A 13,477-nucleotide genomic window follows, 5' to 3' on the forward strand; every position below is an offset into this window, starting at 1 on the left:
TCGCCCATTGTCGCTCACGACGGGAGTCCTTAGTCAGCCGTACTATCCGCTTATGCCCGAGCTCACACACCGACGGCGGCTGCTCGTGCTGGCGATCTGCGCTATGAGCCTGCTGATCGTCAGCCTCGACAACACGATCCTCAATGTCGCGCTGCCCTCGATTCAGAAGGAGTTCCACGCCTCTGTCGCCGGGATGCAGTGGACGATCGACGCCTACACCCTCGTCCTCGCCTCCCTGCTGATGCTCTCCGGCTCCACCGCCGACCGGATCGGCCGGCGCAAGGTCTTCCAGACCGGGCTTGTCCTCTTCACCGTCGGCTCGCTGCTGTGCTCGCTCGCACCCAACCTCGAATCGCTCATCGCGTTCCGCATGGTGCAGGCCGTCGGCGGCTCGATGCTCAACCCGGTCGCGATGTCGATCATCACCAACACCTTCACCGACCCGCGCGAACGTGCCCGCGCCATCGGCGTCTGGGGCGGCGTCGTCGGCATCTCCATGGCCGCGGGGCCCCTCGTCGGCGGAATCCTGGTGGACTCGGTCGGCTGGCGCTCGATCTTCTGGGTCAATCTGCCGGTCGGCATCGCCGCCATCCTGCTGACCTGGCGCTGCGTACCGGAGTCCCGCGCCCCGAAACCACGCCGCCCCGACCCCGTCGGCCAGCTCCTGGTCATCGCACTCCTCGGCTCAGTGACGTACGCGATCATCGAGGCGCCGTCGGCCGGCCGGCACTCGCCGGTGATCATTGCCCTCGGCACGGTCGCGGCCCTCGCGCTGACCGGACTGCTGCTGTACGAACCGAGGCGCACCGAGCCCCTGATCGATCTGCGTTTCTTCCGCAGCGCCCCGTTCAGCGGGGCCACGGTCATCGCCGTGTGCGCCTTCGCCTCGCTCGGCGGCTTCCTCTTCATCAACACTCTGTATCTGCAGGACGTCCGCGGCCTGTCCGCCATGGACGCCGGTCTCTACATGCTGCCGATGGCCGCCATGACCTTCATCTGCGCACCGCTGTCCGGACGGCTGGTCGGCAGCCGCGGTCCGCGCCTCTCGCTGCTGATCGCGGGCCCCACGATGGCCGCGAGCGGAGTGCTGTTCGCCGTCTTCGAGGCCGAGACCTCCGATGCGCTGCTCTTCTTCGGCTATTTCCTCTTCGGCCTCGGCTTCGGGATGGTGAACGCGCCGATCACCAACACCGCCGTCTCCGGAATGCCCCGCTCACAGGCCGGTGTCGCCGCCGCCGTCGCCTCCACCAGCCGGCAGATCGGGCAGACGCTCGGCGTCGCCGTCATCGGAGCCGTACTGGCGGCCGGGGTCGCCTCCTCCACCTCGTACGCGGACGGCTTCGTCGCCGCGAGCCGGCCAGCCTGGTGGATCATCACCGGCTGCGGGCTGTGCATCCTCGTGGTGGGGGCGCTGACCAGCGGCAGCTGGGCGCAGGAGACGGCGCGGCGCACGGCCGAGCGGCTGGAGGCTCCGGAGGGGGGCCAGGTGCTGTCCACAGCGAACGCATAGCTCTCTCCGAGCCTGGCCACAGGCGTCATGGGGCGTGGCTCACCCTTCGCCGGACTCGGTGGTCCGACAGCGTTCGTTCCGCAAGGATTCGACGGATGAGCCCGAGTCGAACATGCGAGGTGTGCGGGACCGAGCTGCCCGACCGCGGGCGGCGCAAGGGGAGCGGGCCGGCACCGGGCGGCCGGCCTGCCCGTTACTGCTCCGACGCATGCAGACAGCGCGCCTTCCGCCGGCGCTCGGCACGGGACGCTCAGGACCAGGAGCACGGCCGGAGCGCGGGCCGGGACCATAACCAGGACCGCACGCAGCCGGAGGGCGGGGAGCTGCCACGGGCGCTGGACTCCTTCATCGGCCGAAGGCGCGAACTGTCGCGGCTGCGCACCCTGTTGAAGTCCTCGCGGCTGCTGACCCTCACCGGCCCGGGCGGAGTCGGCAAGACCCGTCTGGCGATGGAGTTCGCCACCGGCCTGCGCGGCGGCGCCGACAGCAAGGCCCTGCTGGTCGAACTCGACTCGCTCCACGACGGCGACCGGCTGCCGCAGGCCGTGGCCGCCGCGCTGGGAGTCGGCGAGCGCGGCGGCCGGACAGGTGTCGCGCTGCTGGCCCATGAGCTCGGCGACCGCCCGACGCTGCTCGTCCTGGACAACTGCGAGCACCTCGCCGAGCCGTGCGCACAGCTGGCCGCGGCCCTGCTCGGCCGGTGCCCCCGGCTGCGGATCCTCGCCACCAGCCGGGAAGTGCTGCGCGTGCCCGGCGAAGTGGTGTTCCGGGTCGGTGAACTGTCCCTGTCGCCGGCCGGCGAGGACGACGACCCGGCAGCCGTACTGCAGGCGGATGCCGTCCGGCTCTTCGTGGAGCGCGCCGGCAGCTGCGCACCCGGATTCGAGCTGCACACAGGGAACGCCCGTACCGTGGCCGAGATCTGCCGCCGCCTCGACGGAATGCCGCTGGCGATCGAGCTGGCGGCACGCCGTACAGGAGTCCTCCCGCTGAGCCACATCCTGGCCGGCCTCGACGACCAGCTCACCCTCCTCACGGACGGCAGCAGGACCGGGCCCGGACGCCACCGCGAGCTGGCGGCCGCGATCGACTGGAGCCATCGATTACTGGATCCGGAGGAACAGACCCTCTTTCGCCGTCTCTCCGTCCTTGTCGGCGGATTCGACGCCGTGGGTGCGGCGGCGGTCTGCGCCGACGGCGAGATGCAACCGCGGCACGTCCTGCGGGTGCTGTGCGCGCTGGAGGCCAAGTCCCTGATCGTACGGCTGCCGGGCCCGGAGGCCGAAGTCACCGCGCGATTCCGGCAGTTGAGCGCCATCCGCGCCTACGCCCTGGACCGCCTCGCCGACTCCGGTGAGCTGCCCGACACCTGGCAACGGGCCGTCGACTGGCTGACCGGGCTGATGGAGCCGGCCGCGGATCAGGTCTTCGTCGACCAGGCGGGCGGCCCCCTGACCGAGGAGCGGGAGAACCTCGCGGCGGCTGTCGCCCACACCAACGGCCTCGGCGGCGCACCGCACGTACCGCTGACGCTGGCACTGGCGAGGGTGCGCTTCCAGCAGGAGCAGCTGACAGCTGCCCGCGCGCTGCTGGCGGACGTACTGGAGCACGACTACGAGCCGCAGGACTCGCGGGACTCCCAGGAATCGCAGGACTCGCGGGAGTCACGGGAGTCATGGGAATCGCGGGGCCGGCAGGACTCCCGGCACGTCGGTGCGGCCCTGGCGCTCGCCGCACGCGCGGCCTGCCAGCAGGTGGACGAGGCGGCCGCGCTGCGCTTCGCCGAGCAGGCGGTCGCCGTCGAGCGGCGCAGAGACGACCCCGCCGGACTCGCCAACGCCCTGGACGCACGCGCTGCCGCGCTGCTGTGCCGCGGCGAGTTCGCGCAGGCCGTCGACGACTTCGCGGAATGTCTTGCCATCGTCGCCGCACTCGGCCGCCCCCGCGACACGGCATGGTGCCGCCACCATCTGGCCTGGGCGCTGCTGCACATCGGCAAGGCGGCCGAGGGCGACGAGCTGATGGCGTCCTGCCTGCCGCAGCTGCGCGGACAGTCCCCCTGGTGCCAGTCGGCGGCCGCCCTGCACACCGCCGGCGCGATCCGGCTCGCCCTGGGCGATGTCGCCGCGGCCCAGAACCTGTTCGCCGAGGGCCTGCGCACGGTACCCGGCGAGAGCTTCCACGCGCTGTATCCGCTGGAGGGGCTTGCCGTCGTGGCGGCCGAACGGGGCCAGACGAAGCGGTCGCTGCGGCTGTTCGCGGCCGCTGCGCAGGCACGCAGGCGGCTGGACACCGAGCCGGAGGCCGAGTGGCGACGGCAGGTCGAGTCGGCGACGGCCCGCGCGGCGGCGGCGCTGCCCGCTGCGGGGCGGGACGCTGCGGTGGCCCAGGGACGCGGGATGGGCTGGGAGCGGCTGATCGCGTACGCCCTGCACGGGACCGACGAGGGACCGATGCCGGCCGTCCGCAGGGAAGACGGGCAATCCCCGCTCACGGGACGGGAGATGACGGTGGCCGCGCTGGTCGCCGAAGGACTGACCAACCGCGAGGTCGCCGCCCGTCTGGATCTGTCGGCAAGCACCGTCTCGACCCACCTCGACAACGTGCGGGACAAGCTGGGCATGCGCTCCCGTACGCAGATCGCGCTGTGGGTGGCCGGAAAGGAACAGCGCCCCGGCGCTGTTCCCGAGCGCGATCCGCGCCGCGGCGAGGTTTCGTAACGCCGCCAAGCCGCCGGTCATCCGATCGATCCGCGCGGCCGCCGCAGCGACCAAGCTGACGCGGACAGGGCATTCCAAGGACCCGACGGCGTGGAGCTGCTACCCGACGGCCTTCCCCCACGGAATGCCCTGCCTGGCGAGTAAATCCGGCAAGGAGACGCGATGCGGCACGACCACGATCCGGACGGCGAACACACGAGCTCGAGGAGGGCGTTCATCAAAACGAGTTCGGTGGGAATGACCGCAGCCCTCGTGGCGACGAGCGGGGCCGGCGCCGCCCTGGCGGCACCGGCGAGCACGGTGCAGAAGGCGCGCGCGGCGGGACGCCCATTGGCCGTCACGCCTGCCTGCGACGGTCACGAAACCCCGGCGGCGACGGAGGGCCCGCTCTTCAAGCCGCAGTCCCCCGAGCGGACGGACTTCATCACCCCCGCGATCCGCGGAGTGCGGCTCGATCTGAGCGGCATCGTCTACGACACCGCCTGCAAGCCCCTGCCCGGGTCGCTCATCGAGTTCTGGCAGTGCGACCAGAACGGCGACTACGACACCGCCGGCTTCTCGCTGCGCGGACACCAGTACACCGACAGCAGAGGCGCGTTCCGGCTGCGCACGATCATCCCCCGCGACTACTGGGGCCGATGGGGCCAGCGGGCGCCGCATATCCATACCCAGGTCCAGGCGCCCGGCGGGCCCGTAGTCATCACGCAGCTCTACTTCCCCGACGACACCCAGGCGTACGGCCGGGACTTCGCCGCGCTCAACGCCGCGGACCGGCTCCTCAACCGGGCCTGCACGATCACGCTCGCGGGCCCGAAGGACGGCCGCTACACCGGCGCCTTCGACTTCGTCATCCAGACCACGGCCAAGTAGCCGACCGCCGATCACTCAAGGATTTCCGTGATGCATACGAGCAAGTCATCCCGGCACCGGAAAGTCAGTCGGTCGCCGATGGTGGCGGCGCTGGCCGCAGGCGCCGTCGCGGTCGGGGGCCTGATCGCCGCCGGCACCGTCTGGGCCGGCCCCGCCCCCGCCGCCAAGGACGTGGCGGCCGCACCGGCGCGCGTCGCCGGACAGTGGCAGTCGACCGCGGTCCCGGTGGCCAAGGGCGATCTCACCGCCGTGGCCGCGCTCAGCGACAAGCAGGCCTGGTCCGTCGGCTACCGGCTGAAGAGCGCCACCGAGCTGGAGGCCCTGGCCCTGCACTGGGACGGCACCTCCTGGACGCAGCAGTCGACGCTGCCGAAGGACACCTTTCCGCAGGCGCTCGCCGTACGGTCGGCCAGTGACATCTGGGCGGTCGGCGCGACGGCGGCCCACTGGGACGGCACCTCCTGGACCACGCGCAACCTCGACCGCGACCCCGCGGGCCGGTTGACACCCGACGCGGTGGTGACGACGTCCGACGGGAAGGCCTGGACGGCCGGCCGCGCGGTGCCGCAGGGCATCAAGAACGGGGTGCCCGCCATCCAGGCATGGGACGGCACGGCCTGGCGCCGGCAGACCCTGCCCGACGTCGGCAAGGGCGAACTGACCAGCCTCACCGCCGTCGCACCGGACGACATCTGGGCGGCGGGCACGTCCTTCGCCACCGACAGCACCGTGGAGACGGCCCTGCTGCTGCACTGGGACGGCACCTCCTGGACGCGGGTCGCCGCGCCCGCGGGAGCCAAGGACGAGCACCGCTGGCTCAGCGGCATCACCGCACTGGGTGCCGACGACATATGGGCGGTGGGCGGTTCGACGTCCAAGGGAGGCGACCTCCCCTACGCGGTGCACTGGGACGGCAAGAAGTGGACCGACGTCAAGACACCCGCGATCGCCGACGGCCGGCTTCGGGCCGTCGGTAGGGCCGGGGACGGCGTGCTGTGGGCGGTCGGCGGCAAGGGTGCTGTCTCCGTCGCCCTGCGCTTCGACGCGCAGGAGCGCCGTTGGAAGCAGGCCGCCGACCCCGGTGTGGTGGTGCGAGGGTTCACCACTGTGCCGAGCAGCGCAGATCTGTGGACAGTGGGCATCGCCAAACAGGGCGACCTGGTTCCGGCGGTGACCCGCTTCACGGGCTGACCGGCACACCGAACCCGGGCCCGGACCACGCACCACGGTCCGGGCCCGGGCCGTGCCACATGCTCAGGCCGCGGCGAGCGCCAACGCCTGGAGCTTCTCCAGGCGCTCGCGCGATTCGTCGTCGAGAGGTGTGTAGCTGACCAGTCGGGGCCCGGCCGTCGGGCCCAGCCAGAGATTGTTGTGCTCCAGGTGCAGCAGGCCCACATGGGCGTTGCGGATCAGCTTGGTCCTGCCGCCCTGGCTGACCACCTCATGGCGCGCCCACACCTCACGGAACTCCGGCGAGGACGTCTCAAGACGCCCCAGCAGCGCCTTCCACGCGGGCTCGGCGAGATGCTCGGCCATCGACGCCCGGAACTTCGCGGCGAGCACCCGGGTGGCGTCCGCGAGATCGGATACCGCCGCCCGCCAGTCGTCGTTGGTGAAGGCCAGGATCATGCAGTTGCGGTCCTCCCGCGGCAGGGAGTCGAGGTCGCAGAACAGCCGTCCGTACGTGCGGTTGTACGCCAGGATGTCGTAACGGCTGTTCATGACGCAGGCGGGAAGCGGCTCGAGCTGCTCGAGCAGCTGCCGCAGGGCCGGCGTGACGGTCGGGCAGGGCGTGCCGGGCGCCGGATCGGCGGCGCCGGCCAGGGCGAAGAGATGGCTGCGCTCGCTCTGGTCGAGGAGGAGCGCGCGGGCGATGGCGTCGAGGACCTGCGGGGAGACCTGGATGTCCCTGGCCTGCTCCAGCCAGGTGTACCAGGTGACACCCACGGCGGAGAGATGCGCGACCTCCTCGCGGCGCAGACCGGGAGTCCGCCGGCGACGGCCGCGCGGCAGCCCGACCTGCTCGGGCGTGATCCGCTCGCGACGGCTGCGCAGAAAGCCCGCGAGCTCATGCCTACGTACGTCGGTCTCCTGCACCATCGTCGCCATGCTCCCAGGGTGCCGAATCGCTCAGACCATTGCCAGGTAGTGCTTGTACCAGGATAAAGACACTCTGGTACCAGGCTCCACGGGGGACGATCGTCGATGACGTGAGTGAGACCAGTGTCCTTTCCTCGAATCCCGTCGGCGCCGCCGAAGCCGCCGGGCCACAGCTCGGCCCGCTCGGGCTGTTCACCGTGCTGCTCGGCGCGGCGCTTCCGCTGATCGACTTCTTCATCGTCAATGTCGCCCTGCCGACCATCGAACACGACCTGGCCGCGGGCACGGCGCTGCTGGAACTGGTGGTCGCCGGGTACGCGCTCTCGTACGCCGTACTGCTCGTCCTCGGCGGACGGCTCGGGGACATGTACGGCCGCCGTCGGCTCTTTCTGATCGGCATGGCCGCCTTCGGACTGACTTCCCTGGCGTGCGGTCTCGCGCCGGACGCCTGGACGCTGGTCGGGGCACGGGTCGCCCAGGGCGCCGCTGCCGCGCTGATGGTGCCGCAGGTACTGGCCACGATCCAGGCAGCGACGGCCGGCCCGCGCAGGGCCAGGGCGATGAGCCTGTACGGGGCCACGGCCGGACTTTCGATGGTCGCCGGGCAGATCCTGGGCGGCGTCCTCGTCGCGGCCGACATCGCAGGCACCGGGTGGCGGGCGATCTTCCTGGTGAATGTGCCGGTGGCGCTGATCGGCCTGGTACTGGCGGCCCGCTCGGTCCCGAAGACACGCTCCGCCAACCCCGCGCCCGTGGACGTACCCGGCACGCTGCTGCTGACCGTGGCCCTGCTGACGCTGCTGGCGCCGCTGACGGAGGGACGGGATGCGGGCTGGCCGCTGTGGACATGGGTCGCGCTGGCGGTGTTCCCGGTCGCGGCGGTGGCCTTCTACCGGGTGGAGCGGCGAGCGGACCGGCAGGGGCGTACACCGCTGGTGCCGCCGAGCCTGTTCGGACTGCTCTCGCTGCGGCGCGGGCTTGCGCTGGTACTGCCGTTCTCGATCGGCTTCGGCGGCTTCATGTTCGTGGTCGCGGTGGCGCTGCAGCAGGGCCTCGGGATGGGAGCCGTGGCCGCCGGGATGGCGCTGGTGCCGATGGCGCTGGCCTTCTTCGGGGCGTCGCTGGCAGGACCGCGGCTGGTGGTGCGGTACGGCACCCGGATCGTGCCGGCGGGCGGAGCGCTCCAGGCCGTGGGCGTCGCGGTACTGGCCCTGACCGTCTGGCGCGGCTGGCCGGATCTGGGTTTCGTGGAACTGATGCCGGGCGTCGCGCTCGCCGGCTTCGGCCAGGGGCTCCAACTGCCGGTCATCTTCCGGATCGTGCTCTCCGAGATACCGCCGGAGCGGGCCGGGGTGGGCAGCGGCGTGATGGTGACGACCCAGCAGTCCGCACTGGCGCTGGGCGTGGCCACGCTGGGCTCGCTCTTCCTCTCGCTGGTCACGTCTGCGGGGATGCGTCAGGCGCTGACGGTCACGCTGCTGGTGCAGCTGGGGATGATCGTGCTGACGACGCTGCTGAGCCTGCGCCTGCCGCGCACGGTGAACTGACCCGGTGAACCGACCCGGTGAACCGACCCGGTGAACCGACCGGTGAACCGGGCTGCGCCGGACATGACCGTGGGCCCGGACCGCACCACGCGGTCCGGGCCCACGGTTGTGATCAGGCCTGGTTCTCCTGCGGCTCTTCGGGCGTGCTGCCGCCCTCGGCACGCTCGCGCATCTTGCGCACCAGCTCCTGCTTCTGGTCGGCGGCCGCCTTGCGATCGGCGTTGCGCGCGGGACCGTTGCCCTGCTGGTCGGCGCGCGACAGCTTCTTGCGCTGTCCGCCCACGCCGAGGAGGTTGTTCCGGCTCTTGGCCATGGGGTTCTCCCATTTGTGGTGAGAAGTGACTGGGGAATCGTCAGACGGGGGCGGGAGTCGACCGCCGCCCTCTCACTCGTAGATCGGGAGATACGCATACATGCGGGCCACGGTACCCCGCCGGGGACAGTGGGGACACCTGGATTGTTCGCGCGGGCCGCGCGGGCGAACTGGTCGAGCAGCTGCGGAAGATCATCAGGCGCTCGGGTCCACCGTCGCCTGGTGTGCCTCGACGAGGTGTTCCTCGGCTTTGAGCCAGGGCAGAAACTGCGCCCCCTTGCGCCAGCCACAGGTGTCGCAGGTCAGCGTCCGCTGCAAGCCTGATTTCTGTACGTGCACGACATGCTCACGGCCGTGCTGATCCCATCTGCTGACCTTGCTTGTGGTCAATGACGGCATCGTTCCTCCTGGTGATGAGTGCGCCCAGTGTGCAGCACGTTCAACATCAACGGCAGCACCTTGTCGAGCTGTTGCTCCAGACGTCGCCCGCCGGGCGCTCAGGCGCCACCTTCCAGGAAGCGGAGTACCGCCAGCACCCTGCGGTGATCCGCGCCGACGCGCGGCAGGTCGAGTTTGGCGAGGATGCTGTTGATGTGTTTCGCGACGGCACTTTCGCTGATCACCAGCCGGTCGGCGATTCCGGCGTTGGAGCGGCCCTCCGCCATCAGCGCGAGCACGTCCCGTTCGCGCTCGGTCAGCCGCTCCAGCGGATCGCTCTGCCGCCGCACCAGGAGCTGTGCGACGACCTGCGGGTCGAGGGCGGTTCCGCCCTCGGCGACCCGTCGCAGCACTTCGATGAACTCCTCGACGTCCGCTACGCGTTGTTTGAGGAGGTAGCCGATGCCGCTGGTGTTGGCGGCGATGAGCTCGGCGGCGTACCGCTCCTCCACATACTGCGACAGCATCAGGACGGCGGTGTCCGGCCACTGCTGTCTGAGCCGGAGTGCGGCCCGTACGCCTTCGTCGGTGAAGCCGGGCGGCATCCGGACATCGACGACGGCTATGTCGGGGCGGTGTTCCCCGACCGCGGCCAACAGCCCTTCGGCGTCGCCGGTTTCCGCGACGACCTCGAATCCGGCCATCTCGAGGATCTTGACCACGCCGACCCTGAGCAGGACGGAATCCTCGGCGATCACAGCGCGCACGGCAGCTCCACAGTCATGACGGTCGGGCCCCCGGTGGGGCTGCTCATGCGGAAGGTCCCGTCGACGGACCCCACGCGTTGGGCGAGTCCTTTGAGACCGGTGCCGCCGGCCGGATCGGCGCCGCCCGCGCCGTCGTCGGCGATGACCACCCGCAGTATCTCGCCAAGTCGGGACACGGTCACATCGGCACGGGTCGCGTGCGCGTGCTTGGCGATGTTGGTGAGTGCCTCGGAGGCGACGAAGTAGGCGACTGCTTCGACGGCGGGGGCGGCTCGCTGCGGCAGGTCGACCCGTAGCCGTACGGGCAGTGGCGCGCGGGCGGCCAGGCCGGAGAGGGCTGCGTCGAGGCCGAGTTCATCGAGTACGGACGGGTGGAGGCCGCGCACGAGATGGCTGAGTTCCTCGATCGACTCCTTGGCTTCGCGGTGTGCGTCGTCGATCACTTGCCGCACCTCGGGCGGCAGGTCCTTGAGTGTCACTTTGGCGATCCCGAGGTTCAGTGCCAGTGATACGAGCCGTTGCTGGGCGCCGTCGTGGAGATCGCGTTCGATGCGGCGGCGTTCGGCGTGGGCGGCGTCGACCGCTCCGGCCCGGCTTTCGGTGAGGTCTTCGACGCGCTGCTCGAGTTCCGCGGCCCGGGTGTCCCTGAGGAGGGCGGGGGCGATGCGGTTCTCCAGCCGTACCAGGGCTCCGGCGAGGCTCGGCACGGCGGCCAGTGCGACTACGCCGGCGGCCATGACGTAGGCGGCCTGGGTGGTGTAGCCGGGGTGTCCGATCCGCCAGTCCGCCGGCAGCATGATCCAGGCGTAGATGGTGGTGGCGGCCGCGCCGGCCACCAGGAGCGCGAGGACGAGCAGTTCGAGTATCCCGAGGCAGGGCCCGGCGAGGAAGTTGTACGCGAACTGCCGTCTCGCCACGGCGAATCGGATCCGGGGCAGGTCCACACCGCACAGTTCGCGATAGCGCCATCGGTGGGCCTCGGTGAGGCCGAATCCGGCGATGGCGATCAGGACGACGGGAATGGGAAGGATCACCGGGGCGTCGGAGGAGGTGCCGCTGAAGGTTGCGACGGCCAGTCTCGCGGTCCAGAGGAACAACGGTGCTGTGACGAGGTGCAGGAGCATCCCGGAGGCGATGAAGGACATGTCGCGCCGCAGCCGGGTGAGGGAGCGGCGGAGCCGGGGCGGGATGGTCATGATCAAACCGTATGTGGTGGGCATGTCCGGCCGCCATGAAGCCTGTTGCCGGTTCCGGGGTGCAACTGGTGCCACCCCAAGTCGGTAAGCAGTGTTACTGACTGTGACGACATGGAACAGGAGTGTTGATCACGAGCCCGAAGGCCGGGTTCGTGACTGCCGAAAGAGGCGCGCTCCATGGCTCTCATTGCCTTCAACTCCCCTGTCGCCACTGCCCGGTTGCCCAGGTGGCAGGGCCGGTTGCTGACCGGTGCGGGACTGGCTCTGCTGCCCTGGACGGGCTTTCTGGCGGCGACGCTTCCGCCGGGCGAAGCGGCGGCATGGGTGGCGCTGGATGCTCTGGAGGCGGCCTGTCTGCTGACGGCGGGCAGTCGGCTCGTACGGGGTGAGGGCGGCCATCGGGCGGCGGCGGCCGGTGCCGCGCTGCTGCTGGTGGCCGATGCCTGTGCGGACCTGCTGACGTCGGCGCCGGGCGCCGAGCTGGCGCAGGCGGTGGCGATGGCGGTGTGTGCGGAGCTGCCGCTGGCGGCCCTGTGCGTGGACCTTGCCGTACGGACACATGCGAGGGCCGGCCGGGCTCCTGGCCCGGCCGGCCCTCGAACGTCAGCGAGCGGTCAGCAGCCGAGCAGGCGGCTGCCCAGGTAGCCCTGGATCTGGTCCAGGGAGACGCGCTCCTGCTTCATGGTGTCGCGCTCGCGCACGGTGACCGCGTTGTCGTCGAGGGTGTCGAAGTCGACGGTGACGCAGTACGGCGTGCCGATCTCGTCCTGGCGGCGGTAGCGGCGGCCGATGGCGCCGGCGTCGTCGAACTCGATGTTCCAGTTCTTGCGCAGGTCGGTGGCGAGGCCCTTGGCCTTCGGCGACAGCTGCGGGTTGCGGGAGAGCGGCAGCACGGCGACCTTGACCGGCGCGAGGCGCGGGTCGAGGCGCATCACGGCGCGCTTCTCCATGACGCCCTTGGCGTTGGGTGCCTCGTCCTCGTTGTACGCGTCGAGGAGGAAGGCGAGCATGGCGCGGCCGACACCGGCGGCGGGCTCGATGACGTACGGGGTCCAGCGCTCGCCGGCTTCCTGGTCGAAGTACGACAGGTCGTGGCCGGAGGCCTTGGAGTGCGCGGAGAGGTCGTAGTCGGTGCGGTTGGCGACGCCCTCGAGCTCGCCCCACTCGCTGCCGCCGAAGCTGAAGCGGTACTCGATGTCGGCGGTGCGCTTGGAGTAGTGGGAGAGCTTCTCGGCCGGGTGCTCGTACCAGCGCATGTTCTCCTCACGGAGACCAAGGTCGCGGTACCAGTTCCAGCGCTGCTCCATCCAGTATTCCTGCCACTGCTCGTCCTCACCGGGCTTGACGAAGAACTCCATCTCCATCTGCTCGAACTCGCGGGTGCGGAAGATGAAGTTGCCGGGAGTGATCTCGTTCCGGAAGGACTTGCCCATCTGCGCGATGCCGAACGGCGGCTTCTTGCGCGAGGTCTGCTGCACCTGGCCGAAGTTGGTGAAGATGCCCTGCGCGGTCTCGGGGCGCAGGTAGGCGACCGAGCCGGAGTCCTGCGTCGGGCCGAGGTGCGTGGAGAGCAGGCCGGAGAAGCTCTTGGGCTCGGTGAAGGTGCCCTTGTTGCCGCAGTTGGGGCAGTTGAGGTCGGCGAGGCCGTGCTCGGGGGCCTTGCCGTGCTTCTCCTCGTACGCCTCTTCCAGATGGTCCGCGCGGAAGCGCTTGTGACAGGAGGTGCACTCGGTGAGCGGGTCGGTGAAGGTGGCGACGTGACCGGAGGCCTCCCAGACCTCGCTGGCCAGGATCACCGACGAGTCGATACCGACGACGTCCTCGCGCGAGGTGACCATGTAGCGCCACCACTGGCGCTTGATGTTCTCCTTCAGCTCGACACCCAGCGGCCCGTAGTCCCAGGCGGCGCGCTGACCACCGTAGATCTCGCTGCACGGGTAGACGAAGCCACGGCGCTTGCTCAGGTTGACGATGGTGTCGATCTTGTCGGCGGCCACGGTGCTCTCTTCATTACGACGACGACGAACGGCGAATGCTTCAGGTTACCGGCGGCCGCACCCCCTGGATCAAATCGGT

The 13,477-nt window shown here is 70.4% G+C and carries 12 protein-coding genes; 6 read left to right on the plus strand and 6 right to left on the minus strand.

Translation table 11 applies throughout. The features are described from left to right. Nucleotides 1-52 precede the first annotated feature (52 nt). From OG735_RS13945 to OG735_RS13960, 4 genes are all read left to right on the plus strand, one after another. Nucleotides 53-1,510, plus strand: a complete 1,458-nt coding sequence (locus OG735_RS13945) for an MFS transporter (protein WP_327323491.1) — start codon at nucleotides 53-55, stop codon at nucleotides 1,508-1,510. Nucleotides 1,511-1,605: 95 nt separating this feature from the next. After that, nucleotides 1,606-4,230: an ATP-binding protein gene (locus OG735_RS13950; protein WP_327323492.1), complete on the plus strand. Its 2,625-nt coding sequence runs from the start codon at nucleotides 1,606-1,608 to the stop codon at nucleotides 4,228-4,230. A 237-nt stretch (nucleotides 4,231-4,467) separates the two neighbouring features. After that, nucleotides 4,468-5,100, plus strand: coding sequence for a dioxygenase family protein (locus OG735_RS13955; RefSeq protein ID WP_327323493.1), 633 nt, complete (start codon nucleotides 4,468-4,470; stop codon nucleotides 5,098-5,100). A 30-nt stretch (nucleotides 5,101-5,130) separates the two neighbouring features. Continuing rightward, the gene (locus tag OG735_RS13960) at nucleotides 5,131-6,291 is read left to right on the plus strand and encodes a hypothetical protein (RefSeq protein ID WP_327323494.1); all 1,161 of its coding nucleotides are present in this window, start codon (nucleotides 5,131-5,133) and stop codon (nucleotides 6,289-6,291) included. A 63-nt stretch (nucleotides 6,292-6,354) separates the two neighbouring features. On the opposite strand, the gene OG735_RS13965 is transcribed toward OG735_RS13960, so the two are convergent. Next, on the minus strand, nucleotides 6,355-7,209 hold the full coding sequence (locus OG735_RS13965; RefSeq protein ID WP_327323495.1) for a helix-turn-helix transcriptional regulator: 855 nt from the start codon (nucleotides 7,207-7,209) through the stop codon (nucleotides 6,355-6,357). 101 nt (nucleotides 7,210-7,310) lie between these two features. Here OG735_RS13965 and OG735_RS13970 point away from each other — a divergent pair, with 101 nt between their 5' ends. Then, nucleotides 7,311-8,747, plus strand: a complete 1,437-nt coding sequence (locus OG735_RS13970; protein WP_327323496.1) for an MFS transporter — start codon at nucleotides 7,311-7,313, stop codon at nucleotides 8,745-8,747. A 112-nt stretch (nucleotides 8,748-8,859) separates the two neighbouring features. On the opposite strand, the gene OG735_RS13975 is transcribed toward OG735_RS13970, so the two are convergent. The 4 genes from OG735_RS13975 to OG735_RS13990 all read right to left on the minus strand — a co-directional run bounded on the left by OG735_RS13975 (nucleotide 8,860) and on the right by OG735_RS13990 (nucleotide 11,401). Further along, complete coding sequence (locus OG735_RS13975; protein WP_327323497.1) at nucleotides 8,860-9,060, minus strand: DUF6243 family protein; 201 nt, start codon at nucleotides 9,058-9,060, stop codon at nucleotides 8,860-8,862. 195 nt (nucleotides 9,061-9,255) lie between these two features. Beyond that, nucleotides 9,256-9,459: a hypothetical protein gene (locus tag OG735_RS13980; protein ID WP_327323498.1), complete on the minus strand. Its 204-nt coding sequence runs from the start codon at nucleotides 9,457-9,459 to the stop codon at nucleotides 9,256-9,258. A gap of 98 nt (nucleotides 9,460-9,557) precedes the next feature. Next, a complete protein-coding gene (locus tag OG735_RS13985; RefSeq protein WP_327323499.1) occupies nucleotides 9,558-10,205 on the minus strand; it encodes a response regulator transcription factor in 648 nt (215 codons plus the stop codon). Next, nucleotides 10,193-11,401, minus strand: coding sequence for a sensor histidine kinase (locus OG735_RS13990; protein ID WP_327323500.1), 1,209 nt, complete (start codon nucleotides 11,399-11,401; stop codon nucleotides 10,193-10,195). The genes OG735_RS13985 and OG735_RS13990 overlap by 13 nt, the downstream gene beginning before the upstream one ends. A 177-nt stretch (nucleotides 11,402-11,578) precedes the next feature. Here OG735_RS13990 and OG735_RS13995 point away from each other — a divergent pair, with 177 nt between their 5' ends. After that, nucleotides 11,579-12,046: a hypothetical protein gene (locus OG735_RS13995; RefSeq protein WP_327323501.1), complete on the plus strand. Its 468-nt coding sequence runs from the start codon at nucleotides 11,579-11,581 to the stop codon at nucleotides 12,044-12,046. Here the strand turns inward: OG735_RS13995 and OG735_RS14000 are convergent. Then, nucleotides 12,016-13,398, minus strand: coding sequence for a glycine--tRNA ligase (locus tag OG735_RS14000; protein ID WP_327323502.1), 1,383 nt, complete (start codon nucleotides 13,396-13,398; stop codon nucleotides 12,016-12,018). The genes OG735_RS13995 and OG735_RS14000 overlap by 31 nt on opposite strands. Nucleotides 13,399-13,477: the final 79 nt, after the last annotated feature.

It is taken from the genome of Streptomyces sp. NBC_01210, from assembly GCF_036010325.1.
GTDB lineage: Bacteria > Actinomycetota > Actinomycetes > Streptomycetales > Streptomycetaceae > Streptomyces.

Coding starts and splice junctions, on each gene's coding strand:
- OG735_RS13945 (WP_327323491.1), top strand. CDS start 53: ATGCCCGAGCTCACACACCGACGGCGGCTGCTCGTGCTGGCGATCTGC.
- OG735_RS13950 (WP_327323492.1), top strand. CDS start 1,606: ATGAGCCCGAGTCGAACATGCGAGGTGTGCGGGACCGAGCTGCCCGAC.
- OG735_RS13955 (WP_327323493.1), top strand. CDS start 4,468: ATGACCGCAGCCCTCGTGGCGACGAGCGGGGCCGGCGCCGCCCTGGCG.
- OG735_RS13960 (WP_327323494.1), top strand. CDS start 5,131: ATGCATACGAGCAAGTCATCCCGGCACCGGAAAGTCAGTCGGTCGCCG.
- OG735_RS13965 (WP_327323495.1), bottom strand. CDS start 7,209: ATGGCGACGATGGTGCAGGAGACCGACGTACGTAGGCATGAGCTCGCG.
- OG735_RS13975 (WP_327323497.1), bottom strand. CDS start 9,060: ATGGCCAAGAGCCGGAACAACCTCCTCGGCGTGGGCGGACAGCGCAAG.
- OG735_RS13980 (WP_327323498.1), bottom strand. CDS start 9,459: ATGCCGTCATTGACCACAAGCAAGGTCAGCAGATGGGATCAGCACGGC.
- OG735_RS13990 (WP_327323500.1), bottom strand. CDS start 11,401: ATGACCATCCCGCCCCGGCTCCGCCGCTCCCTCACCCGGCTGCGGCGC.
- OG735_RS13995 (WP_327323501.1), top strand. CDS start 11,579: ATGGCTCTCATTGCCTTCAACTCCCCTGTCGCCACTGCCCGGTTGCCC.